Annotated in this window: 15 protein-coding genes; 8 read left to right on the top strand and 7 right to left on the bottom strand. The window is 73.5% G+C overall.

Going from position 1 to position 24,411, the window contains the following annotated elements:
• The 4 genes from ACFVGS_RS13195 to ACFVGS_RS13210 all read left to right on the top strand — a co-directional run.
• A partial coding sequence (locus tag ACFVGS_RS13195; protein WP_385692521.1) for an ATP-binding cassette domain-containing protein occupies positions 1-2,000 on the top strand: 2,000 nt, incomplete at its 5' end.
• 525 nt (positions 2,001-2,525) lie between these two features.
• Entirely contained in the window at positions 2,526-4,547 is a 2,022-nt protein-coding gene (locus tag ACFVGS_RS13200) for a M4 family metallopeptidase (protein WP_385692522.1), read from the top strand.
• A gap of 86 nt (positions 4,548-4,633) precedes the next feature.
• Entirely contained in the window at positions 4,634-5,290 is a 657-nt protein-coding gene (locus ACFVGS_RS13205) for a response regulator (RefSeq protein WP_384413444.1), read from the top strand.
• On the top strand, positions 5,283-6,905 hold the full coding sequence (locus tag ACFVGS_RS13210) for a histidine kinase (protein WP_385692523.1): 1,623 nt from the start codon (positions 5,283-5,285) through the stop codon (positions 6,903-6,905). The genes ACFVGS_RS13205 and ACFVGS_RS13210 overlap by 8 nt, the downstream gene beginning before the upstream one ends.
• Before the next feature lie 13 nt (positions 6,906-6,918).
• On the opposite strand, the gene ACFVGS_RS13215 is transcribed toward ACFVGS_RS13210, so the two are convergent.
• The 7 genes from ACFVGS_RS13215 to ACFVGS_RS13245 form a co-directional block, all read right to left on the bottom strand.
• Positions 6,919-8,148, bottom strand: a complete 1,230-nt coding sequence (locus ACFVGS_RS13215; RefSeq protein WP_384413449.1) for an alginate lyase family protein — start codon at positions 8,146-8,148, stop codon at positions 6,919-6,921.
• A 150-nt stretch (positions 8,149-8,298) separates the two neighbouring features.
• On the bottom strand, positions 8,299-10,872 hold the full coding sequence (gene glgP, locus ACFVGS_RS13220) for an alpha-glucan family phosphorylase (RefSeq protein ID WP_385692524.1): 2,574 nt from the start codon (positions 10,870-10,872) through the stop codon (positions 8,299-8,301).
• A gap of 75 nt (positions 10,873-10,947) precedes the next feature.
• Entirely contained in the window at positions 10,948-12,276 is a 1,329-nt protein-coding gene (locus ACFVGS_RS13225) for an FAD-dependent monooxygenase (protein WP_385692525.1), read from the bottom strand.
• A gap of 16 nt (positions 12,277-12,292) precedes the next feature.
• Complete coding sequence (locus ACFVGS_RS13230) at positions 12,293-13,390, bottom strand: monodechloroaminopyrrolnitrin synthase PrnB family protein (RefSeq protein WP_385692526.1); 1,098 nt, start codon at positions 13,388-13,390, stop codon at positions 12,293-12,295.
• A 62-nt stretch (positions 13,391-13,452) separates the two neighbouring features.
• Positions 13,453-14,922 (bottom strand): MFS transporter, encoded by a 1,470-nt coding sequence (locus tag ACFVGS_RS13235; RefSeq protein WP_385692527.1) that lies wholly within the window; start codon positions 14,920-14,922, stop codon positions 13,453-13,455.
• A complete protein-coding gene (locus tag ACFVGS_RS13240; RefSeq protein WP_385692528.1) occupies positions 14,919-16,349 on the bottom strand; it encodes a 4-hydroxyphenylacetate 3-hydroxylase family protein in 1,431 nt (476 codons plus the stop codon). The genes ACFVGS_RS13235 and ACFVGS_RS13240 overlap by 4 nt, the downstream gene beginning before the upstream one ends.
• 172 nt (positions 16,350-16,521) lie before the next feature.
• Positions 16,522-17,520: an AraC family transcriptional regulator gene (locus ACFVGS_RS13245; protein WP_385692570.1), complete on the bottom strand. Its 999-nt coding sequence runs from the start codon at positions 17,518-17,520 to the stop codon at positions 16,522-16,524.
• Positions 17,521-17,647: 127 nt separating this feature from the next.
• On the opposite strand from ACFVGS_RS13245, the gene ACFVGS_RS13250 reads away from it, so the two are divergent.
• The 4 genes from ACFVGS_RS13250 (at position 17,648) to ACFVGS_RS13265 (ending at position 24,333) form a co-directional block, all read left to right on the top strand.
• The gene (locus tag ACFVGS_RS13250; RefSeq protein WP_384413464.1) at positions 17,648-18,577 is read left to right on the top strand and encodes an SDR family oxidoreductase; all 930 of its coding nucleotides are present in this window, start codon (positions 17,648-17,650) and stop codon (positions 18,575-18,577) included.
• A 468-nt stretch (positions 18,578-19,045) separates the two neighbouring features.
• The gene (locus ACFVGS_RS13255) at positions 19,046-21,031 is read left to right on the top strand and encodes an alpha-1,4-glucan--maltose-1-phosphate maltosyltransferase (RefSeq protein ID WP_385692529.1); all 1,986 of its coding nucleotides are present in this window, start codon (positions 19,046-19,048) and stop codon (positions 21,029-21,031) included.
• Positions 21,028-22,740: a maltose alpha-D-glucosyltransferase gene (gene treS / locus ACFVGS_RS13260; RefSeq protein ID WP_384413470.1), complete on the top strand. Its 1,713-nt coding sequence runs from the start codon at positions 21,028-21,030 to the stop codon at positions 22,738-22,740. Before ACFVGS_RS13255 ends, treS begins: the two co-directional genes overlap by 4 nt.
• 243 nt (positions 22,741-22,983) lie before the next feature.
• On the top strand, positions 22,984-24,333 hold the full coding sequence (locus ACFVGS_RS13265) for a maltokinase (RefSeq protein WP_384413473.1): 1,350 nt from the start codon (positions 22,984-22,986) through the stop codon (positions 24,331-24,333).
• Positions 24,334-24,411 lie beyond the last annotated feature (78 nt).

The following is a 24,411-nucleotide window of genomic DNA, read 5'->3' on the forward strand; positions in this document are numbered from 1 at the left end:
GCCCGGACGCGGAGGCCCCGGACGCCGGCACCGCCCACCGCCCGGACGCGAAGACCCCGGACCCGGGCACCGCCCAGGCCCCGGACCCCGGCACCGGTCACGGCCCGGACGCGGAGGCCCCGGACGCCGGCACCGCCCACCGCCCGGACGCGAAGACCCCGGACCCGGGCACCGCCCAGGCCCCGGACCCCGGCACCGCCCACCGGCCGGACCTCTTCGACCAGGACGACCTGCCCGTCGCCCCCGGCGCCACCGGTCGGCTGCTGCGCTCGCTGCTGGCCGCGCACAAGGCGCGGGTCGCGGTCGCCGCGCTCGTCCTGCTCGTGCAGCAGGCCGCGCTCCAGGCGGGTCCGCTGCTGGTGGCGTACGCGATCGACCGGGGCGTGCCGGCCTTCCGGGACGGCGACCACGGGCCGCTGGTCGTCGTGGCCCTCGGCTATCTGCTGTGCGCGGCGGGCGGCGCACTGCTGCAGTACGTCTTCGTGCGGGCCGCGGCCCGGATCAACCAGGACGTGCTCCTCGACCTGCGCGGGCGGATCTTCCGGCACGCGCAGGCGCTCAGCGTGGACTTCCACGAGCGCTACACCTCCGGCCGGCTGATCTCCCGGTCCACCACCGACGTCGAGTCGCTGCGCGAGCTTCTCGCCGAGGGTCTGCAGGAACTCATCGGCGTCGTCCTGTCCTTCGTGTCGATCTCGCTCGTGCTGCTCTGGCTCGATCTGGGCATCGGCGCGGTCGCGGTGGCCTCCTTCGGGCCGCTGTACCTGCTCGTGCGGCTCTACCGGTGCCGCTCGGCCGTGGTCTTCGCGGAGCGCTCGACGGCGATCGCCGGGGTGATCGTGAAGTTCGCGGAGACGATGAACGGCATCCGGCCGGTGCGGGCCTTCCGCCGGGAGCGGGCCAACGACGCCGAGTTCGCCGTCCTGAACGACCGGCACGCGCGGAGCAACGGCGACGCGCTGCTCGAGATGGCCCGCTATGTGGTGGGCTCGCGGCTCGTCGCCAACACGGCGGTGGCCGGGATGTGTCTGTGGGGCGCGTGGCGGGTGGCGGACGGCAGTCTGGAGCTGGGTGTGCTCGCGGCGGCCGTGCTGTACGTGCGGCGGCTCTACGACCCGATCGACCGGCTCGGCATGTTCCTCAACTCGTACGAGTCCGCGGCGGCCTCGCTCGCCAAGATCGCGGGCCTGCTCGCGCAGGAGCCGGGCGTCCCGGAGGCGGCGGCGCCGCGCCCGCTGCCGGAGCGGAGCGGGGGCGCGCCGGGTCGCGAGGTGGTCTTCGAGGGCGTCCGGTTCGCGTACCGGACGGGTGGCGAGGTGCTGCCGCGCTTCGACCTGACGGTCCCGGCGGGCCAGACGGTCGCGGTGGTCGGCGCGACGGGCGCGGGCAAGTCGACGCTGGCGAAACTGCTCGCCCGCTTCTACGACCCGACGGAGGGCCGGGTGCTGCTCGACGGCGTGGACCTGCGGGACCTGTCGACGCCCGAGCTGCGGCGGGGCGTGGTGATGGTGACGCAGGAGGCGTTCCTGTTCTCGGGGACGGTCGCGGAGAACATCGCGATCGGCCGGCCGGACGCGAGCCGCGCGGAGATCGAGCAGGCGGCGAAGGCGATCGGCGCGCACGACTTCATCGCGGGCCTGCCGGACGGCTACGACACGGACGTCCGCAAGCGCGGCGGCCGGATCTCGGCCGGTCAGCGGCAACTCGTCGCCTTCGCCAGGGCGTTGCTGGCCGATCCGGCCGTCCTGATCCTGGACGAGGCGACGAGTTCGCTGGACGTGCCGGGCGAACGGGCGGTGCAGCGCGCGATGGACACGGTGCTCGCGGGCCGTACGGCGGTGGTCATCGCGCACCGGCTGTCCACGGTCGAGGTCGCCGACCGGGTGCTGGTGATGGAGGCGGGCCGGGTCGTGGAGGACGGTTCGCCGGCCGAACTGGTGGGCGGCGAGGGCCGTTACGCGGGTCTGCACCGGGCCTGGCGGGACAGCCTGGTGGGCTGAGGCCGCTCCCGCACCCTGCCGTCCTCGCGGCCCCGGAGATCGGCACCGACGGCCCGTGCCTTGGCAGCCGCATGTCCAAGGGGTGGGACCGGCGGGCGACTTCGGGGTGCGGGCGTGCCGGAGGACGGACCCCTCCGGTGGCGGGCGGAGGGAAAGGAACAAGCCACGGTGCGGCGTGATCCGGTCGGCTGGTTCCGCTCCCCCGCTCGATTCCCTGGTCGACGAGTGCGACTTCGGGCCGGACCTGGAGTCACTCTTCGCGTTCGGCCTGCGGAGAGCGGCGGACGGCGTCGCGGTCATGGCCGGTGAAACGTCCGCTTAACGAACACGCCCTTTCGGGCAACGGACGATTTCCGGTCAACTTGTTGACGCGCTCCTGACAGGCACCGTCCACACCTGTCACTCTCTCCCCCGGCTCTTCGCAATCGCGTTCACGAGTTCACCCGTACGTGCTCCACAGCTCTGCTTGCTCTGCCCGGGCGGCCCACCCAGCCACCCGGTACCCCCCTCGCAAAAGGAGTCTGCGTGAGATCCACGCCCAGCCGTCGCGCCACCGCGACCGGCGCCCTGATCGCTGCCGCCGCCATGATCGCCGTCGGCGTCCAGACCGGCACCGCCACCGCCGACCAGTTCGGCGCCGCGCCCAAGGCGCAGGCCGCCGGCAAGGCCAACCCCGGCAAGCTGCCGGCCGACCTCTCCCCGGCCCAGCGCGCCGCGCTCATCAAGGCCGCGCAGGCGGACACCGCCGAGACGGCCCGGCAGCTCGGCCTCGGCGCGCAGGAGAAGCTGGTCGTCCGCGACGTGGTCCAGGACCGCGACGGCACGACGCACACGCGCTACGAGCGCACGCTCAACGGGCTGCCCGTCCTCGGCGGTGACCTGATCGTCGCCGAGACCAAGGCCGGCGCGACCACCTCCGTCTCCAAGGCCACCCGCGCCGACATCACGAAGGTGGACACCGCCGCGGCGACCGTCGCCCCGGCCGCCGCCGAGAAGCAGGCGGTCGGCCTCGCGAACGCCGAGGGCTCCAAGAGCACCAAGGCCGAGCGCGCCCCGCGCAAGGTCGTCTGGGCCGCGAACGGCACGCCCGTCCTCGCGTACGAGACGGTCGTCGGCGGCATCCAGCACGACGGCACGCCGAGCGAGCTGCACGTCGTCACCGACGCCAGGACCGGCCAGAAGCTGTACGAGTGGGAGGGTGTCCACACCGGCACCGGCAACACCATGTACAGCGGCCAGGTCACGCTCGGCACCGCCCCGTCCTACACCCTGACGGACACGGGCCGCGGCAACCACAAGACGTACAACCTCAACGGCGGCACCTCCGGCACCGGCACGCTGTTCACCAACAGCACCGACGTCTGGGGCAACGGACTGCCCTCCAACAAGGAGACCGCCGGCGCCGACGCGCACTACGGTGCCGCGCTCACCTGGGACTACTACAAGAACGTGCACGGCCGTTCCGGCATCCGCGGTGACGGCGTCGGCGCGTACTCCCGGGTCCACTACGGCAACGCGTACGTCAACGCCTTCTGGTCGGACTCCTGCTTCTGCATGACCTACGGCGACGGCTCGAACAACTCCAAGCCGCTGACCTCCATCGACGTGGCCGCGCACGAGATGACGCACGGCGTCACCTCCAACACCGCCGGCCTGGTCTACAGCGGCGAGTCCGGCGGCCTCAACGAGGCCACCTCGGACATCTTCGCGGCGGCGGTCGAGTTCTACGCCAACAACGCCAACGACAAGGGCGACTACCTCGTCGGCGAGAAGATCGACATCCGCGGCAACGGCACCCCGCTGCGCTACATGGACAAGCCGAGCAAGGACGGCTCGTCCAAGGACGCCTGGTACTCGGGCATCGGCTCGATCGACGTCCACTACTCCTCGGGCCCGGCGAACCACTGGTACTACCTGCTCTCCGAGGGCAGCGGCGCCAAGACCATCAACGGCGTGAACTACGACTCGCCGACCTCCGACGGTCTGCCCGTCACCGGCATCGGCCGTGACAAGGCCTCGCTGATCTGGTTCAAGGCGCTCACCACCAAGTTCAGCTCCAACACCAACTACGCCGGCGCCCGCACGGGCACCGTCGCGGCGGCGACCGAGCTCTACGGCGCGGGCAGCGCCGAGGTCACGGCCGTCGAGAACGCCTGGGCCGCCATCAACGTCGGCTCCCGTCCCGGTGGCCCCGGCGGCGGCACGGTGTTCACCAACGACGCCGACGTCTCGATCCCGGACAACAGCACCGCGGTGACCTCGTCCCTGACGGTGTCCGGCATCAGCGGCAACGCGCCGAGCAACCTCTCCGTGGGCGTGAACATCGTCCACACCTACATCGGTGACCTCGTCGTCGACCTCGTCGCCCCCGACGGCTCGGTCTACAACCTGCACAACCGCTCCGGCGGCAGCGCCGACAACATCAACCAGACCTACACCGTAAACGCCTCCTCCGAGGTCGCCAACGGCGTCTGGAAGCTCCGCGTCCAGGACAAGGCCGCGATCGACACCGGCTACATCAACAGCTTCAAGCTGACCTTCCCGTAAGGGGCGGGTCGCACCGGAAGTGATCCGAAGGACGCCCGGAGGGAACGTTCCCTCCGGGCGTCCGCGCGTCTGCGTAGGCTGGCCGGATGATCAGGGTGCTGCTCGCGGACGACGAGGCGATGATCCGGGCCGGAGTGAAGGCGATCCTCGCCACCGATCCCGGGATCGAGGTGGTCGCCGAGGCCGGGGACGGCCACGAGGCCGTCGAACTCGCCCTCACCCACCGGCCCGACGTCGTCCTCCTCGACATCCGGATGCCCCGGCTCGACGGCCTCGGCGCCGCCGAGGAACTGCGGCGGGCCGCGCCCGGCGCGGCGGTGGTGGTGCTCACCACCTTCTCCGAGGACGCGTACATCGAGCGGGCCCTCGGCAGCGGCGTGAGCGGCTTCCTGCTGAAGTCCGGCGATCCGCGCGAGCTGATCGCCGGGGTGCGGGCGGTCGCCGGGGGCGCCGCGTTCCTCTCACCGGCCGTCGCGCGGCGGGTCATCGACACACTGGGCGGCGCGCGGTTCAGCCGGGCCGCCGAGGCACGCGACCGGCTCGCCTCGCTCACCGGCCGGGAGCGGGAGGTCGTCGGCCTGGTCGGCGCGGGTCTGTCCAACCAGGAGATCGCCGCGCGGCTGCACGTCGTGGAGGCCACGGTCAAGGCGCATGTGAGCGCGGTCCTCGGCCGGACCGGGCTGCGCAACCGGGTGCGGCTGGCGATCCTCGCGTACGAGGCGGGTCTGGTCCCCGATGCGTGAGCCGGCCGCCCGGCCGGGCGCCGACGGGCCCGGTCAGCGGGGCTTCGGGCAGGGCTTGGAGCGGACCTTCGACGTCCTGCTGTGGCTGCTGCTGTGCGTACCGGTGCTGCTGAAGTCCGATCCGAACGACGGCGGCTCGTGGACCGCGGTGGCCGTGGGCGTGGCGCTGCTCGCGGTGTGCGTGGCAATGGGCCGGCGGTGGCCGGTGGCGCCGCTCGCCCTCACCGTCGCGGTGTCGCTCGCGCTGGCGCCCGAGCTCTTCACTCCCTCGTCGGTGCTGCCGCTGGTCGCCTTCGGCTATCTCGCCGGGCGCCGGGAGGCGCGGACCCGCACGGCCCTGTGGCTGTTCGCGGCGGTTCCGGTCGCGGGGCTCGTCCTGGTCCTGGTGACCGGCGTGGCCCTGGTGCACTGGTTCGCGCTGCTGCTCTCGATGGCGCTGGCCGTCGTCGCTCCCTGGCTGATCGGGCGTTACGTGCGGCAGTACGACCGGCTGGTGCGCAGCGGCTGGGAACTGGCCGACCGGATGGAGCGCGAGCAGAAGGCGGTCGCCGACCGGGAGCGGCTGCGCGAGCGGTCCCGGATCGCGGGCGACATGCACGACTCCCTCGGTCACGACCTGGCGCTCCTCGCGCTGCGCGCGGGCGCGCTCGAACTCGACCCGGCCCTCGGACCCGACCAGCAGCGCGCGGCGGGCGAGCTGCGGCGGGCGGCGGCGGACGCCACGGCCCGGCTGCGGGACATCATCGGCGTGCTGCGCGAGGACGGTGAGGAGGCTCCGGTCGCGCCGCCGGACGAGTCGGTGGGCGAGCTGGTGGCCCGGGCCCGCGCCTCCGGCATGGCGGTCACCCTGGAGGACGCGGCGGAGCCGTCGTCGGAGATGGCCGCCCGCGCCCTGCGCCGTGTGGTGCAGGAGGGCCTGACCAACGCGGCCAAGCACGCGCCGGGAGCGCCGGTGGCGGTCGCGGTGACGCGCGACGCGAGCACCGTGCGGGTGCGGGTCACCAGCGGGCCGGCGGGCCCGGACGGCGCCGGCCGCGGGCCGGACGGCGACGGCCCGGTCCCCGACGGCGACGGCCGCCGCCCGGCGGAGGGCTCCCGGCCGGTGTCCGGCGGTACGGGGCTCGTCGGGCTCGACGAGCGGGTGCGGCTCGCGGGCGGTTCGCTGCGGCACCGGGTCACCGCCGAGGGCGGGTTCGAGCTGTCCGCCGTGCTGCCGCTGCGGCGGCCGTCCCCGCGGCCCGCCGCGCCCCGGTCGGCGCGGGAGCTGGACCTGGCGCGGCGGCAGGTGCGGCGGGGGCTCGCCCGGGCGATCTGGATCCCGCTGGCCCTGCTCGCCGGGCTGGGGCTGCTGATGGCGGGCGTCGCCCTGTACACCCAGCACCAGACGTTCCTGGAGCCGGAGGACTACGCCCGGATCCGCGTCGGCCAGTCGCGTACGGAGGTCGCCGGGCACCTGCCGGACCGTCATCTCGACGGGCGCCCGCAGCGGGCCCCGGCGGAGCCGCCCGGCATGGACGAGTGTCTGTACTACCGCTCGACCATGCTGGCGGCGATCCCGGTGTACCGGCTGTGCTACGCGGACGGGCGCCTGGCGGACAAGGCGCGGGTCCCGTAGCCGGGCGGAGGGCTCAGCTGGGGTTCTCGGCGTGGGTCAGGGTCTCCCACGAGACGAAGTAGTTGTCCGTCCCGGCGGGGCGGCGCGCCTCGGTGTAGATCCCGGTGTTGGTCATGCCGATGCCCAGGCGGAGGTGCAGGGCGTTGTAGCCGACCTCGGTGACCGGGCCGAGGCCCGTCCTGACCGTGCCGCCGCACAGCCAGGACGGGACCGCGGTCCCGTTCTCGTACCTGGTGTGGAAGCCGAGCGCGTGCCGGAGCCGTTCGGAGACCCGCGGGTAGAGGTCCTGGCCCTGGATGCGGCTGGTCTCGGCGGTGTGGACGGCGGCGGCCAGGCCCCAGCCGGTGTGGCCGAAGTCGCGGCAGGTCTCCTGGGAGATGCCGTCGACGAAGGTGGTCTGCCCCTGCCAGTACTTCACGATCTCGTCGCGGGTGTCGACGGAGCTGTTCGGCGGCGGCTCGGGCAGGGCGCCGTCGCCCGCGAGGTAGACGTAGGCGGGGACGCGGCCGAGGTAGGTGGCGACGGCCTTGTCGTAGGCGGCGCGGTCCTCCAGGTGGACGGCGATGCCGATGGCCGCCTCGGTCATGATGAGTTCCCAGTTGCCGTTCTTGGTGAGGGCGGCGCCGCCGGAGACCTCCGGCAGGTACACGTTGCGGAGCATGGTCGCGAAGCGTCCGGCGTTCGGCCAGCCGCCGCTGTAGGTGTACTTGACGATCTCGGCGGCGCGGGGCCAGGAGGAGCCGGCCCAGCCGGTCTGGAGCGGGGCGTTGGAGTTGGTGTGGTCCTTGATCACGGCCGACCAGGCGTCCATGATCTCGATCGCCTTCCTGGCGTGCCGGGCGTCCCGGGTGAGGTACCAGGCGAGGGCCTGGGTGTACGCGGCGACGGCGTCCTGGCGTTCGTCGGTGCAGCCGTAGTTGGGGTTGGAGGAGGAGCCGCACTCGACGATCTCGCGGGGCCTGGGCGTGCGGGTGAGCGAGGCGTAGGGGCTCGCCATCATCTGGTCGAAGGCGCTCTTCCAGGGCTGGGCCCCGGCCTGGACCTTGGACCGTACGAAGTCGAGCTGGGCGGCGCTGACGAGGACGCCGGGGTGGGTGAAGGCCGCGGGCGCCTCCGCCGCGGCGGGGGCGGGGCGGCCGGCCGCGGGGGCGGACGGACCGGCGGCGGGACCGGCGGCGGCCGTCGGGGCCGCTATGAGCGCGACGGCCGCCGTCACGGTCAGGACCAGGGATCGCAGGCGCATGTGGGGGGTGCCTTTCGTTCGCTGATGTTCCGTCATGTGAACGCAGGTCGGGAGAATGAACTCCGCGTCGAGCGTGGAACGTAGAGGCACCCCATGAACGCGTCAATACCCCGGTCCAGACCAATCAACGCGTCGCTCCCTCACGGGAGTTCAGCGCATCAGGACTCCCGCCCCCTCCCCCGTCGTCTCCGTCGGCAGTGCCACCAGGCCCGGCTCCGCCGGGTGGTCGAGCAGCGGGTGCGAGGGCAGCACCCGGACCGTGCAGCCGAACGGGCCGGTGCGGTCCAGGGACAGCGCGCCCGCGTACGGCAGCCGGCCCTCCAGGTCGGGCCCGCCCGCCGGCTTGAGGACCACGATCTGCGGATCGAGCAGCCGGTCGTCCGCGTCCACCCGCCCGGTCACCGCCTGCACCTCGACGTCCTCGGGACGCAGCTCGCCCAGCGACACCCGGACCCGGACGGCCGGCGTCGCGCCGAGCTCCGCGTCCTGGAGGTCGTCGCCCACCTCCACGTGGTCGACCGACACCTTCGGCCAGGCCCCGCGCACCCGGGCCTTCCAGGCCGCGAGCGAGCGCGCCGCGTCCGGGCCGAGCGCCCGGTGGGCCGCGGCGGCCGGGGCGTAGAGCCGCTCCACGTACTCCTTCACCATCCGGTCCGCGAGCACCCTGGGGCCCAGGTCGGCGAGGGTGCGCCGGACCATGGCGGTCCATCCGGCCGGCACGCCGTCCGGGCCCCGGTCGTAGAAGCGGGGCGCGACCCGGCGCTCGATCAGCTCGTAGAGCGCGGCGGCCTCCAGGTCGTCGCGGCGCTCCTCGTCGAGCGCGGCGGCACCGTCGGCGGTCGGGATGGCCCAGCCGAAGTCCGGCTCGAACCACTCGTCCCACCAGCCGTCCAGGACCGACAGGTTCAGACAGCCGTTGAGCGCGGCCTTCATCCCGCTGGTGCCGCAGGCCTCCAGCGGCCGCAGCGGGTTGTTGAGCCACACGTCGCAGCCCGGGTACAGGCCGCGGGCCATGCCCATGCCGTAGTCCGGCAGGAACACGATCCGGTGGCGCACCCGAGGGTCGTCGGCGAACCGCACCAGCTCCCGCACCAGCTTCTTGCCGCCGTCGTCCGCCGGGTGCGCCTTGCCCGCGACGACCAGCTGCACCGGCCGCTCCGGGTGCAGCAGCAGCGACCGCAGCCGGTCCTTGTCGCGCAGCATCAGGGTGAGCCGCTTGTACGAGGGGACCCGGCGGGCGAAGCCGATGGTGAGGACGTCGGGGTCGAGGACGCCGTCGGTCCAGCCGAGTTCGGCGGCGGCCGCGCCGCGCTGCCGCCACGAGGCCCGCAGCCGCTGCCGCACGTCGAGGACGAGCCGTTCGCGCAGGGTGCGGCGCAGCTCCCACAGCTCGTGGTCGCTCGCGTCCGGGCGGAGCCGGGCGACCTCCGGTGCGGTCCAGGTGGGGGCGTGGACGCCGTTGGTGACCGAGGTGAGCGGGATCTCCTCGGCGTCGAAGCCGGGCCAGAGGCCGGCGAACATGGCGCGGCTGACGGAGCCGTGGAGGGTGGAGACGCCGTTGGCGCGGCGGGCGAGCCGCAGCCCCATGGCGGCCATGTTGAACAGTCCGGGCTCCCCGCCGAGCGGCGTCTCGTCGCCGAGCGCGAGGATCCGGCCGGTGTCGACGCCGGGCAGCGCGCCGTCCTCGCCGAAGTGGCGGGCGACGAGCGCCCGGTCGAAGCGGTCGATGCCGGCGGCGACGGGCGTGTGGGTGGTGAACACGGTCCCGGCCCGTACCGCCTCCAGGGCGGCGTCGAAGTCGAGCCCCTGCCCGAGTCCTCCGGGACCCTGCCGCTCGCCGAGCTCGCGGATGCGTTCGAGCCCGAGGAAGCCGGCGTGGCCCTCGTTGGTGTGGAACACCTCCGGCTGCGGGGCGCCGGTGAGCCGGCAGTACGTACGGACGGCGCGGACGCCGCCGATGCCGAGCAGCATCTCCTGGAGCAGCCGGTGCTCGCTGCCGCCGCCGTAGAGGCGGTCGGTGACCTCGCGTTCGCCGGGCGCGTTCTCCTCGACGTCCGAGTCGAGCAGCAGCAGCGGGACCCGGCCGACCTGGGCGATCCAGACGTGGGCGTGCAGACTGCGTCCGCCGGGCAGCGCGAGGGTGACCCGGGCGGGAGTGCCGTCGGGCTCGCGGAGCAGGGTGAGCGGCAGCTCGCCCGGGTCGAGCACCGGGTAGTGCTCCTGCTGCCAGCCGTCCCGGGAGAGCGACTGCCGGAAGTAGCCGTGGCGGTAGAGCAGTCCGACGCCGATGAGCGGGACGCCCAGGTCGCTGGCGGCCTTGAGGTGGTCGCCGGCCAGGATGCCGAGGCCGCCGGAGTACTGGGGCAGGGCCGCGGTGATGCCGAACTCGGGCGAGAAGTAGGCGACCGAGGCGGGCGGCTCGCCCGGCTGCTCCTGGTACCAGCGGGGTTCGGTCAGATAGCGGTCGAGGTCCTCGGCCGCGGCGCGCAGCCGGTCCAGGAAGTCCTGGTCGGCGGCGAGTGCGGCGAGCCGCCCGGTGCCGATGGCGCCGAGCGCGCGGACGGGGTCGCCGTCGGCGGCGCGGATCCCTTCCGGGTCCACGCTCCGGAACAGTTCGCGGGTGGGGTCGTGCCAGGACCAGCGCAGGTTGTGCGCCAGGTCGGCGAGGGGTCGAAGGGTGTCGGGGAGGACGGGACGCACGGTGAATCGACGGATTGCCTTCACGTGTTCCACCTTCGCAGGCCGTGACGGAGCGGAGCGGAAGCACCACGCTGTGCCTCCGCGGTTCCGCCCTGGAGCCTAGGCGACGCCCGCGGGTCCCACCACGGCGCGCTGGGGCGTGTCCGGTGGCCCGTAGGGGGAGCCCTGGTTGACGGTGGCCGGGTCGAAGGCGCCGGTGGCGGCGTAGCGGCGGGCGATGGCGGCCAGTTCCTCGGCGGGGATGACCTGGTGGATGTCGGTGAAGCCGTGCGGGGCGCGCCGGTGGGCGAGGTCGATGACGACCTCGGGGCCCTGTCGCCGGTTGGCCTCCTGGAGCGCGGTGGTGACGGGCCGCCGGTCCGCCTCGTAGGCGCGCAGCGCCTCGGCGGGGTCGCGGTGGGCGGCGAGGGCGCGGGCGAGGGCGCGGGCGTCGACGACCGACTGGCTGGCGCCGTTGGAGCCGATCGGGTACATGGCGTGGGCGGCGTCGCCGATGAGCGTGGTGCGTCCGTGGCTCCACCGGTCGAGCGGGTCGCGGTCGACCATCGGGTAGGCGTGGGCGGTGTCGGCGGCGCGCAGCACGTCGGTGACGCGGACGCCGTCGAACTCCCAGCCGTCGTAGTGGTGCAGGAAGGTCTCCACGTCGACGGCGCGGCTCCAGTCGCCGAGGTCGCCCGGATCGGGCGCGGTACCGGCGGGCCGGGCGAGCGCCCAGTTGACGAGGACGCGGCCGTCGGCCGGGGGGCTCATCGGGTAGACGACGGCCTTCTGGCGGTCGTCGCCGGCGATGAGCATGAAGGGCGGGGCCGTGCGGGCGGGCATCCGGGAGACACCGCGCCAGATGAGCATGCCGTTCCACGGCGGGCGGCCCTCGCCGGGGTTGAGCGCGGCGCGGACGGCGGAGCGGATGCCGTCGGCGCCGACGAGCACGTCGGGTTCGAGCGAGGCCCGGCCGTGCCGGCCGACGTGGTCGCGGTGCTCGAGGCGCAGCAGCGGCTGCCCGCAGGGGCGGACGTCCACGCCGGTCACGCGGACGCCGGTGAGGACGGCGGCGGGGCCGAGCCGCTCGCGTACGGCGTCGCCGAGCACGCGCTGGAGGTGGGCGCGGTGGACGGAGAGCTGGGGCCAGCGGTATCCGGCGCCGAGGCCGCGCGGTTCGCGGGATATCAGGCCGCCGGAGCGGTGGTAGTAGCGCAGCTCCCGGGTGCGCAGGGCGGCGCCCGACTCCAGGGCGGGCAGCAGGCCGAGCGCGTCGAGTTCGCGGACGGCGCCCGGCATGAGGTTGAGTCCCGCGCCGGCCGGCCGGGGCGCGCGGGCGGCCTCGACGACGGTGATCCGGGGGAATCCGACGGTGTGCAGGGCGAGCGCGGCGGTGAGCCCGGCGATGCCGCCGCCGGCGATCACGACGTGCGGGGTGTGGGGGGCCATGGGGGTTCTCCGGGGGTCAGAGGGTGTGGCGTACCAGCGTCTCGTTGGCGCGGGTGAGGTCGAGGAGCGTGCGGAGCAGGGCGACGGGGGCGCCGCCGCTGCCCTCCTCGTACAGGCGCAGGTCGTCGCGGTAGGCCTTGCGGGCCAGGGTGAAGTGGCGGGCGCGGAAGGACTTGAGGATGCGCAGGACGCGGGCGAGCGAGTCGGCGGAGGCGGCGAGCTGCGGCGGGATGCGGTCGCCGCTCTCCCAGCTGAGGGCGGCCGAGAGCTTGCTGACGGCCGAGACGCCGCCGTGGTGCCGGGCGTGGAACTCGCGCCAGGACGGCAGGGCGTAGGGGAGCGACTCGGCGAGGAAGGCGTCGTAGGCCGGGTCGGAGCGGTCGCACTGCCAGAGGGTCAGGTCGACCAGCCAGAGCGGGACCTGGGCGGCGGCGGGGCCGAGGTAGGCGCGCCCGGCCACGTCGATCTCCTCGAAGTAGGGGCGCAGGGTGCGGGCGAAGTACTCGGGCGTCACGTGGGCGACGGTGAGGTCGATGGCGTCGACCAGGGACTGGACGTGGTGGGCGGTGCGGTCGAGGGCGAGCGCGAAGCCGGGGTCGTACGGTTCGAGCCGGGCGGTCCTGGCGCAGGCGTCGAGGGCGGCGACGAGGGCCGGGAAGGACATCCGTACGGCTTCCTGGAGGTGGGCCTCCATCGGGTGTCCGGTGTACGTGCGGCGGCGGGGTCCGGGCGGGTTCCAGGCCGTGTAGTGGTGGACGGTGTCGCGGGGCACCATGTCGGTGCGCCGGCCGAGGAGTTCCAGGACCGGCAGGACCTCGGGGACGGCGGTGACGGGCTGGATGCCGTGACGTTTCAGCGAGCCGAGGAGGACCCCCAGGTCGCGCATCGCGGCGAGCGCGTCGACCACGCTCCAGCCGGCGGCGAGCTCCGGGTCGGGGACGAGGGCGCGCAGGGCGACGGCGAGCGCGGCGGTGTCGGCGTCGGCGTTCATCGCGGGTACGGCGGCCATCACGGCGTCCGCGCCGAGCGGGTCGGCGGCGCGGATGTCGGCCACCCGGTAGCGCGGGTCGGTTCGTTCGTCGAGTCCGGGCACGACGAGTTCGTACAGCGTCACGGAAGCCCCCTCGGGAGAGGTAGGTGAGGTGTCGGGGTGGGCCCTGACCGCTGGGGCGGCGGTCAGCGCGGCTCGCCCACCCGCTCGCGGCGCGGTGGCGCCGTGACGGGGGCGGGCGGACGCAGCCGTACGGCGAGGAGTGCGGCCACGGCTGCGAGGGCCGCGCCGCAGAGCAGCGCGGCGCGGAAGCCGCCGGTCTCGGCGGCGGGCGTGGGGGTTCCGGTGGTGCCGGGGGTGCCGGTGACGGCGGTGGCGACGGCGACGAGGACGGCGAGTCCGAGCACCGAGCCGAACTGCTGGCTGGTGTTGACGAGTCCGGAGGCGAGCCCGGTCTCCTCGGGCAGGGCGTCGGCGGTGGCGGCGACGTTGGTGGTGACGACGACGAGCGGCAGCGCGAGGCCCAGGACCAGGCTGGGCGCGAGCACGGTCCCGGCGAAGCCGCCGTCGGCGGAGAGCGCGAGCCCGAGCCAGGCCGTGCCGGCGGCGAGCAGCACGAAGCCGAGGGTCATGGTGCGGGCGAGCCCGAGCCGGAAGACGATCCGCCCGGTCTGCGGGGCGACGGCGACGACGACCAGGGACAGCGGCAGGAGCCCGAGTCCGCCGCCGAGCGGCGAGTGGTGGAGCACGTGCTGCAGGTACAGGCTGACCAGGAAGAACATCGGGAACAGCGCCGTCTGGGCCAGCCCCGCCAGCAGATTGGCCCGCCGCAGGACGGGCCTGCGCAGCACCTCGGGCGGTACGAGCGGCGCGGCGGCCCGCCGCTCGACGAGACCGAACGCCGCGAGCAGGAGGAGCCCGCCGGCGGCGGTGGCGAGGGTCACGGGAGCGAGCCACCCGTGCCCGCCGCCGCCGACGAGCGCGTACGCGAGGAGCCCGAGTCCGGCGGTGCCGGTGACGGCACCGGCCAGGTCGAACCCGGGCCGGCGGGCGGGAGCGGCGGAGCCGGCGGAGTCGTCAGGGCGCTGCGGCGCTCCGCGCAGCACCGCGGGGGTCAGGGCCGCCAGGGTGGCCGCCGCGAGGACGTTGAGCCAGAAGGTGGAGCGCCAGCCGAGGAGGGCGGTGAGGGCGCCGCCGAGGGCCGTGCCGAGGACGCCGCCCAGGCCGCCCATCGCCGCGAAGACGCCGAGCGCCCGGTGGCGGGCGGGCCCGTCGGGGAAGAGGACGAGCAGCAGGGCGAAGGCGGCGGCCGCGGCGAGCGCCGCGCCGATGCCCTGCGCGGCCCGGGCGGCGACCAGGGCGGCCGGGTTCGGGGCGAGCCCGCCGGCCGCGGAGGCGGTGGCGAGGAGGGCCAGTCCGGCGAGGAAGAGCCGCCGGTGGCCGAGCAGGTCGGCGGCGCGCCCGCCGAGGAGCAGCAGCCCGCCGAAGGTGATGAGGTAGGCGTTGGCGACCCAGGAGAGGCCCGCCGCTCCCGAACCCAGGTCGGCGCCGACCGAGGGCAGCGCGACGTTGACGATCGCGGTGTCCATGATCAGCAGCAGCTGGGTGGCGGCGAGCACGCCCAGGGCGCCCCGGGGCGCTGCGGCGGGGCTCACCGGACGGTCCCCAGGTCGTAGCCGTCGAGGCAGGCGCGGGCCAGCGCCTCGCAGTCGTCGGCGCCGCCCGCCCAGGTCTGCATGGTGAGGTAGACGTGCGGGGCGCCCTGGTAGAAGCGCTCGTAGTGCTCGTGCCGGCCGGCGAACTCGGAGCCCAGCGCGTCCCAGGCCAGCTTGAGGAGCTTGATCCGGTCCTCGGCGGTCTCGCCGGGCGTGCGGACGTACTTCCGCAGCAGCGGACCGAGTTCGGGGTGGAGCAGGTCGCGGCCGCTCGCCGGGAGCTGGATCAGCGCGCCGCCCGCGAGCAGCCGGATGTCCGCGACGGCCCTGGGGTGGATCTCGCCCGCCATGATCCGCTGGGCGAAGGAGATCTCCTGCCCCGGCCGCACTCCGCCGCGCCCGCCGTCGACCTCCTCCCAGGAGGCCTCGGCGCCGAGCACGAAGGCCTTGGCCTGGGCGACCATGCCGAGGAGCCGGCCGACGGCCTGGGTGACGGCGGGCAGCTTGTCGGTGCCGTTGGAGCGGATGATCAGGATCGCGAGGCCGGTGAGGAACTCCAGCTTGGTCCAGAAGCGGGTGGCGGACTGGTGCGTGAAGTTGAGGTAGGCGGGCGTGCGCCACCACATGCCGGCGGTGGTGGCCGGGTCCCGGTAGGTGAGCACCCGCTCCCACGGCACGAAGACGTCGTCGCACACGAGCAGTGCGTCGTTCTCGTCGTAGCGGGCGGACAGCGGCTGGTCGAAGACGGAGCGGGCGCGCTGCTCGTAGGAGGTGCGGGAGACCAGCCGGAGGCCCGGGGTGTCGACGGGCACGGAGAAGGTGAGGGCGTGCTCGGTGTCGTCGGGCGCGAGCGGTTCGATGGTGCCCACGAGGATCTCGTCGGCGAAGACGGCACCGGTGCCGACGGTCTTCGCGCCGCGCACCACGATCCCGTCGTCGCGCTCCTCGACCACCCGGACGAGCAGGTCGTCCTCTCCCGTGCCGGAGGCCGGGTTGGTGATGGTGAAGGCGCAGAAGAGGTCGGACTCCGCGAGCCGGCGGTGGAAGGCCAGGGCGTTCGGGGCGCCGTCGAAGCCCTCTCCGGTGAAGACGTCCGGGACGGCGGCGAACCCGGCGGCGCCGGAGGCCATGTAGTCCGGTGTGCGGCCGAGGAAGCCGTAACTGGCCTCCGCCCACAGCTTGTAGGCGCGGCGCCGGGCGACCAGGTCCTCGTACGAGCGGGGCACGGCGTAGGCCCGGTGCACGCCGCCGGCGCGCAGGACGGAGCCGTGGGCGGGGTCGGCGGCGAGGTCGTGGAGCCGGGCGAAGGAGGCCGCCGCCGAACGGAACGCGGGATGGACGGTGACGTCCTTGACGCGTTCGCCGTCCAGCCACACCTCCCGCCCGTCGCGCAGGGCCTCCAGATACTCCTGCCCGGACCTGGTCACCGGTGGTCGCCTCTCCTCGGGGTGCACGGGGGTGGTGGTGCGGCTGTGCCGTCCCGAGCCTCCCGGCGCGTGCCCCCGAGAGCAATGAACGTCCGTCCAGGGCTCCTTAAGAACCGGCCAGGCCGACGGGAGGAAACGCCCGCTTCGGACGGTGGCCGCGCGGCGGCCCCGGTCAGGCGGCGTTGGCGACCCCGGACCGGTGCTCGCCCGGTGTCATGCCGTACCACTTGCGGAAGGCGAGGTGGAACCCGACGGCGCTCTGGTAGCCGACCCTGGCCGGGACCGCCGACTGCGGGAGCGAGGTCTCGGTCAGCAGCCGGGCGGCCTCCTGCATACGGCGGGCGGTGAGGTGCCGGGCGGGCGACTCGCCGACGAGTTCGCGGAAGGCGGCGGTGAACGCCGAGCGGGACATGCCGACCTCGCGGGCGAGCGAGTCGATGGTCCAGGGCTCGGCGAACCGGGTCGCGATCATCACCAGGGCCCGGCTGATACCGGGGTGCCGCAGCACCGGCAGCGAGGCGGGGTTCCCGGCGAGTTCGCGGAGCAGCGGGCGCAGTGCGAGGACCAGGGCCATCTCGAAGGCGCGCAGGGTGATGAGCCGGTCGCCGGGTTCCACGGGCCGGTCGGCGGAGGCCAGCAGCCGCAGGGTGTCGCGGAGCAGCGGCTCGCGGTCGACCTGGGCACGGTCGAGGACGAGGGCCCAGGGCAGCGCGCGGTAGAGGCCGGTGGCGGCGCTGGCGTCATAGTGGAGTCCGGCGCAGAGCAGCCGGCTCTCGGCCCCGGTGCCCTCGATGCGGATCTCGCCCGAGGTGCCGGCCTTGCGCTCGGGCAGCACGGCCTTGAGCGGGATGCCCTGACGGTCGGGGCAGTCGGAGAGCCGGTGGGCGACACCGGTGGGGAAGACGATGAGGTCGCCGGCCCGCAGTTCGATCGGCGTGTGGCCGTCGCCGGTGATCCAGCAGCCGCCCTCGACGATGTAATGGAGCACGGCACAGCTCTGCTCGGCGTCGCCCTCGATGGCCCAGGGCGCGCTGACGTGCCAGCGGCTGTCGAAGACTCCGGTGAGGCGGAGCGGCTTGAGGAGTTCGCTCAGGAGGTCCTCGTGCTCGGCCTCGCTGCGCTCGGACAAGGTGGCGCGGTCGGCCTGACGGTCAGTGCCCTGGGTTCCCACGGTGGCCATGGACGATCCCTCAACTTCCGCCCCTGTTTGTTAATTGAACGGATGAAAAGCCGGGACCAGCCTGGAAGGGAACCGGAACCGGCAGCGGTCACAGCCTATCGAAGGGCCTCATCGACACATGTCCAGTCAGAATCCGATGCGGGTGGCGGTCGTGGGAGCGACCGGTTTCCAGGGCGGTGCCGTGGCGCGGCTGCTCGCCGAGCGGCACCATCGGGTCCGTACGCTGACGCGGCGCCCGGAGGGCGACCGGCCGCCGCTGCCCGGGGCGGAGTTCGTGCCGGGCGAGCTCGCGGACGCGGGTGCGGTGCACCGGCTGTTCGAGGGCGTCACGCACGCGTTCGTCACCCTGCCCCTGGTGTACGAGGCCGAGCGGGTCCGCGCGTACGCGACGCACATCGCGGACGCGGCGCTCGACGCGGGCGTCGAGCGGCTGGTCCTCAACACCAACACCCGGGTGCCGCAGGCGCCGACGACGGTGGCGGCGTTCGAGACCCGCCGGACCGCGGAGGAGGTCTTCCGCGGCCGTGACCTGCCGCTGGTGGTCGTCCGGCCGCCGGTGTACCTGGACAACCTGTTCTCGCCGTGGAACGGGCCGGGCCTGGTGAACGAGGGCGTGCTGGCCTATCCGCTGCCGTCGGCGACGCCGACCGCGTGGATCTCGCACCGGGACCTGGCGGAGGCGGCGTACGGCGCGCTGACCCGGGAGGGCCTGGAGGGCAGGGTCTTCGACATCGGCGGGGCGCTCTCGCTGACGGGCGCCGACCTGGCGGCGGCGTTCGGGCGGGGCCTGGGGCGCTCGGTGCGCTACGTGCCGCTGCGGCCCGAGCACTTCGAGCGGGGGCTGGCGCAGCTCCTCGGGCCGGAGACGGCGGCCGGGGTGGCGGGCATCTACCACTACATGGCGACGGGCGGCGACCCGCTGCTGATGGCGGGCGACGACGGGGTGTCGGCGGAGGCGCTGGGCGTGACGCCGGCCCCGGTGGAGGAGTGGGTGACCCGTCAGCCCTGGCAGGTGTGGTCGAGCGACACGGAGGAGCAGCCCGCCTGACCGCCTGCCCCGACCACCTGACCTTCCGTCGGGCCGTCCGACCGCCCGGCCTGCCGCCTGACCGCCCGTCGGACGCCTGACCTTCCGTCGGGCAGGAGTCCGCCCAGCGGCGTGACCGCCCCGCCGCGCGCCGGTCGCGCGGCCCCGCACACCTCCCGGGTCCGGAGCCACGGACCGGACCCGGGACACCACCGGCCCCGTCCCACAAGGACGGGGCCGGTTTCTTGTCCGGGAGGAGTTCTTGCCGGTCCGGCTACGCCCTAGTAGTTAACAAAGCGCCGGATTGCCCACCCGAAAACCGGGGGAAGGCTCCTTTCCGTACCCCTTCGTACTCCCTCTAGACCCGCCATTCGAGTGAACGCGCACAGGAGCGGCCATGCCCGCAACTAACCGGCCGCCGACGGAGCTAGAAAGAGCGCACACCACCCGCACCCTCGCGAACCGTCAGGTGATGCCGTGAATCCGCTCATGGGACGTATTCCCGTCTTGGACGTCCGCCCGCTGGTCGACTGTGGCCGCCGCCCCGCGAAGGCGGTGGTGGGCGAGACCTTCGAGGTCACGGCCACCGTCTTCCGTGAGGGGCATGACGCCGTCGCCGCCAATGTCGTGCTGCGCGGCCCGTCGGGCCGGTCGGGCCCGTGGATCCCGATGCGCGAGCTGGCGCCCGGGACCGACCGCTGGGGCGCCGAGGTCACCCCGGACGCCGAAGGCTCGTGGACGTACGCCGTCGAGGCCTGGAGCGACCCGCTGACGACCTGGCGGCGCACCGCGAAGATCAAGATCCCGGCCGGGATCGACTCGGAACTGGTCCTCGCCGAGGGCGCCGACCTGCACGAGCGGGCCGCCAAGGGCGTGCCGAAGAAGGGCGGCGGCCGGGAGGCGGTGCTCGCCGTCGCGGACACGCTGCGCGACGAGTCCCGGCCGGCCGCGGTCCGGCTCGCGGCGGCCCTCACGCCCCGGGTCCTGGAGACGCTGGAGCGCCATCCGCTGCGCGAACTGGTGTCGAAGTCACCGGCGTTGCCGCTGCGGGTGGAGCGGGAGCGGGCGCTCTTCGGGTCCTGGTACGAGTTCTTCCCGCGCTCCGAGGGCGTGCGGAAGGTCCGCGGGCGGACCGTGTCCGGCACGTTCCGCACGGCGGCCGAGCGGCTGCCGGCGATCGCCGCGATGGGCTTCGACGTCGTCTACCTGCCGCCGATCCACCCGATCGGCGTCACGCACCGCAAGGGCCCGAACAACTCGCTGTCGGCGAGCCCGGAGGACGTGGGCGTGCCGTGGGCGATCGGCTCGCCGGAGGGCGGGCACGACGCGGTCCACCCGGACCTGGGCACGATCGAGGACTTCGACGCGTTCGTGGCGCGGGCGCGCGAGCTGCGCCTGGAGATCGCCCTCGACTTCGCCCTGCAGTGCTCGCCCGACCACCCGTGGGTGGAGAAGCACCCGGAGTGGTTCACCCGCCGCCCGGACGGCTCGATCGCGTACGCCGAGAACCCGCCGAAGAAGTACCAGGACATCTATCCGATCGCGTTCGACAACGATATGGACGGAATCGTCGCGGAGACCGTGCGGGTGCTGCGGCACTGGATGGACCACGGGGTGCGGATCTTCCGCGTGGACAACCCGCACACCAAGCCGGTGGTGTTCTGGGAGCGGGTGATCGGCCAGATCAACAAGACCGACCCGGACGTGATCTTCCTGGCGGAGGCGTTCACCCGGCCCGCGATGATGCACACGCTGGGAGCGGTCGGCTTCCAGCAGTCGTACACGTACTTCACCTGGCGCAACACCAAGGCGGAACTGACCGAGTACCTGACGGAGCTGTCCGGGGACGCCGCCGCGCACATGCGGCCCAACCTCTTCGTGAACACTCCGGACATCCTCCACGCCTACCTCCAGCACGGCGGCCGGCCGGCCTTCGAGGTGCGCGCGGTGCTCGCCGCGACCCTCTCGCCGACCTGGGGCCTCTACGCCGGCTACGAACTGTGCGAGAACACCCCGCTGCGGGAGGGCAGCGAGGAGTACCTGGACTCGGAGAAGTACCAACTCCGGCCACGGGACTGGGAGTCGGCGGAGCGCTCGGGTGCCTCCATCGCCCCGCTCATCACCACCCTGAACCGGGTCAGGCGCCGGAACCCGGCCCTGCGCCGGCTGCGGAACCTGACCTTCCACGCGACGGACAACGACGCCGTCATCGCGTACGCCAAGCGCTCGGGTCCGAACACCGTTCTGGTGGTCGCCAACCTCGACCCCCACCACACCCAGGAGGCCACGGTCTCGTTGAACATGCCGGAACTCGGCCTCGCGTGGCACGAGACCGTGCCGGTGCGCGACGAGCTCACCGGCGAGACCTATCACTGGGGCAGGGCCAACTACGTGCGCCTCGAGCCGGGTGTCACGCCCGCACACGTACTCGTCCTGCGACCGTCCCCGCAGACCGGAGGGTCACCCACATCATGACAGTCAACGAACCCGTCCCCGACACCTTCGAGGACACCCCCGCCAAGGACCGCGACCCCGAGTGGTTCAAGCGGGCGGTCTTCTACGAGGTCCTGGTCCGTTCCTTCCAGGACAGCAACGGCGACGGAGTCGGCGACCTCAAGGGCATCACGTCCCGCCTCGACTACCTGCAGTGGCTGGGCGTGGACTGCCTCTGGCTGCCGCCGTTCTTCAAGTCCCCGCTGCGGGACGGCGGCTACGACGTCGCCGACTACACCTCGGTGCTCCCGGAGTTCGGCGACCTCGCCGACTTCGTGGAGTTCGTGGACGCGGCCCACGCGCGGGGCATGCGCGTGATCATCGACTTCGTCATGAACCACACGAGCGACGCGCACCCGTGGTTCCAGGAGTCCCGGAGCGACCCCGAGGGACCCTACGGCGACTACTACGTCTGGGCCGACGACGACAAGCAGTTCCCGGACGCCCGGATCATCTTCGTCGACACCGAGACCTCCAACTGGACCTTCGACCCGGTCCGCAAGCAGTACTACTGGCACCGCTTCTTCTCCCACCAGCCGGACCTCAACTACGAGAACCCGGCGGTCCAGGAGGAGATCCTGTCCGCGCTGCGCTTCTGGCTGGACCTGGGCATCGACGGCTTCCGGCTCGACGCCGTGCCGTACCTCTACCAGGAGGAGGGCACCAACTGCGAGAACCTGCCCGCCACCCACGCCTTCCTGAAGCGGGTCCGCAGGGAGATCGACGAGCACTACCCGGACCGGGTGCTGCTCGCCGAGGCCAACCAGTGGCCCGAGGACGTGGTCGACTACTTCGGCGACTTCCGCTCGGGCGGCGACGAGTGCCACATGGCCTTCCACTTCCCGGTGATGCCGCGGATCTTCATGGCCGTGCGGCGCGAGTCCCGCTACCCGGTCTCCGAGATCCTGGCGAAGACCCCGGAGATCCCTGCGGGCTGCCAGTGGGGCATCTTCCTGCGCAACCACGACGAGCTCACCCTCGAGATGGTCACGGACGAAGAGCGCGACTACATGTACGCCGAGTACGCCAAGGACCCGCGGATGCGGGCCAACATCGGCATCCGGCGACGCCTCGCCCCGCTCCTCGACAACGACCGCAAGCAGATGGAGCTGTTCACCGCGCTGCTCTTCTCGCTGCCCGGCTCGCCGGTGCTGTACTACGGCGACGAGATCGGCATGGGCGACAACATCTGGCTCGGCGACCGGGACGGCGTGCGCACCCCGATGCAGTGGACCCCGGACCGCAACGCGGGCTTCTCCTCCTGCGATCCGGGACGGCTCTATCTGCCGGCCATCATGGACCCGGTCCACGGCTACCAGGTGACCAACGTGGAGGCGGGGATGGCCTCGCCGTCCTCACTGCTGCACTGGACGAAGCGGATGATCGAGATCCGCAAGCAGAACCGTGCCTTCGGGACCGGCTCGTACACCGAACTGCACTCGTCCAACCCGGCGGTGCTCGCCTTCCTCCGCGAGGCCGCCCCCGAAGAGGGACTGGACGCCGATCTGGTCCTCTGCGTGAACAACTTCTCCCGTTTCGCGCAGCCGACCGAACTCGACCTGCGCCGCTTCGACGGCGTGAAACCGGTGGAGTTGATCGGCGGGGTGAAGTTCCCGGCCATCGGCCAGTGGCCGTATCTGCTCACGCTGGCCGGGCACGGGTTCTACTGGTTCCGCCTCAAGCGATCCTGAAGTACCGTCAGTTGTGTTCTGTCCCGTGTGGGGCGGTTTCCGCCGCCCCACACCGGGAACTGTGTCCCACACACGATTCAGGTCACCTCAGGTCCATACGGGCCTTCTTGTCGGGCCCATACGGATCTTCCCCTTCCGACACGTCCCGCACAGCCGGACAGCCGAAGCCGCCATCCGGGACACTCTGCGCATTTGAACGCTTACGGATACCCCTTGCGCACCCCGGGGAAAGGACGCGATGCCATGCCGGAGACCGCATCCACCACCCGGGCCCCGGACGCCCTCCTCGCCTCGCTCACACCCTTGCTGCACACCTGGCTGCCCCGGCAGCGCTGGTTCGCCGGCAAGGGCCGCCGGGTCACCGGGTTCACCCTGGACGCGGCCACCGAGCTGCTGCCGCTGGACGGCACCGGACCCGGACTCCTCCATCTGCTCGTACGGGTCGAACAGCCGGGCCGCCCGGCCGGAACACCCGCCGACTGCTACCAGTTGCTCCTCGGCGTACGGCCCCAGCTGCCGCCGCGCCTGGCCCCCGCCCTGATCGGGCGGATCCGCCAGGGCCCGCTCGCCGGACGGGCCGTCTACGAGGGACTGCGCGACCCGCGCCTCGCCGGCCTGCTCTACGAACGGCTGCGCAGCCCCGGCCGGACCGGCCCGCTGCGCTTCCACGCCACGGCCCCGCTGCCACCGGCGCTCGCGCCCCGGATGCTGGACGCGGAACAGTCGAACTCGTCGCTGGTCTACGGAGATTCGTTCATCCTCAAGATCTTCCGACGGGTCAGCCCGGGCGCCAATCCGGACCTGGAACTGCCGCTCGCCCTCGCCGGGGCGGGCTGCGAACGGGTCCCGGCGCCGGTGGCCTGGTTCGAGACGGGCGCCGCCACCCTGGGCGTCCTGCAGCCGTACCTGCGCGGCTCGCGCGACGGGTGGCGGCTCGCCCTCGACGCGCTCGCCGACGGGCGGGAGTTCACCACCGAGGCCCGCGCGCTCGGCCGGGCCACGGCCGAGGTCCATCTCGCCCTCGCCACCGCCCTGCCCACCGAACGGATCCGGCGCGACCGGGCCGCGCACCTGGCCGCCGCGATGGACGCCCGGCTGCACGCCGCCGCCCAGGCGGTGCCGGCGCTCCTGCCGTACGTGCCGGGGCTGCGGGCGGTGTTCGCGGCGGCCGGCGACGCGCTGGGCGCGGGTCCGCTCCAGCGGATCCACGGCGACCTGCACCTCGGACAGACGCTGCGCGGCTCCGACGGGGCCTGGGCGGTGATCGACTTCGAGGGCGAGCCGGCGAAGTCGCTGGACGAGCGGCGCAGCCCGCAGCCGCCGGTCCGCGACATCGCCGGCATGCTCCGTTCCTTCGACTACGCGGCCCGTACCCACCGGCCCTGGAACGCCGAGTGGGCGGCCCGCTGCCGGGCCGCCTACTGCACCGGCTACGCCGAGGCCGCGGGCACGGACCCGCGCGACCACCCGGCGCTGCTGCACGCCTACGAGACCGACAAGGCGGTCTACGAGGTCGTGTACGAGGCCCGCCACCGCCCGGACTGGCTGCCGGTCCCGATGGCGGCCATCGAGCGCCTGGCGACCCGCGCATGACCACGGCGCCCGCCGGGCGGTCACCCGTCCGGCGGGCATCCCCCGTTCGGCCCAGTCCCGGCCGGGACGCGGCCGCGT

The sequence above is a fragment of the Streptomyces sp. NPDC127114 genome (genome assembly GCF_042677525.1).
Classification (GTDB): Bacteria; Actinomycetota; Actinomycetes; order Streptomycetales; family Streptomycetaceae; genus Streptomyces.

Excerpts from the sequence above, each read along its gene's own strand:
- ACFVGS_RS13205 (WP_384413444.1), top strand. The coding sequence starts at position 4,634 with ATGATCAGGGTGCTGCTCGCGGACGACGAGGCGATGATCCGGGCCGGA.
- ACFVGS_RS13210 (WP_385692523.1), top strand. The coding sequence starts at position 5,283 with ATGCGTGAGCCGGCCGCCCGGCCGGGCGCCGACGGGCCCGGTCAGCGG.
- ACFVGS_RS13215 (WP_384413449.1), bottom strand. The coding sequence starts at position 8,148 with ATGCGCCTGCGATCCCTGGTCCTGACCGTGACGGCGGCCGTCGCGCTC.
- ACFVGS_RS13225 (WP_385692525.1), bottom strand. The coding sequence starts at position 12,276 with ATGGCCCCCCACACCCCGCACGTCGTGATCGCCGGCGGCGGCATCGCC.
- ACFVGS_RS13250 (WP_384413464.1), top strand. The coding sequence starts at position 17,648 with ATGTCCAGTCAGAATCCGATGCGGGTGGCGGTCGTGGGAGCGACCGGT.
- ACFVGS_RS13255 (WP_385692529.1), top strand. The coding sequence starts at position 19,046 with ATGGGACGTATTCCCGTCTTGGACGTCCGCCCGCTGGTCGACTGTGGC.
- treS (WP_384413470.1), top strand. The coding sequence starts at position 21,028 with ATGACAGTCAACGAACCCGTCCCCGACACCTTCGAGGACACCCCCGCC.
- ACFVGS_RS13265 (WP_384413473.1), top strand. The coding sequence starts at position 22,984 with ATGCCGGAGACCGCATCCACCACCCGGGCCCCGGACGCCCTCCTCGCC.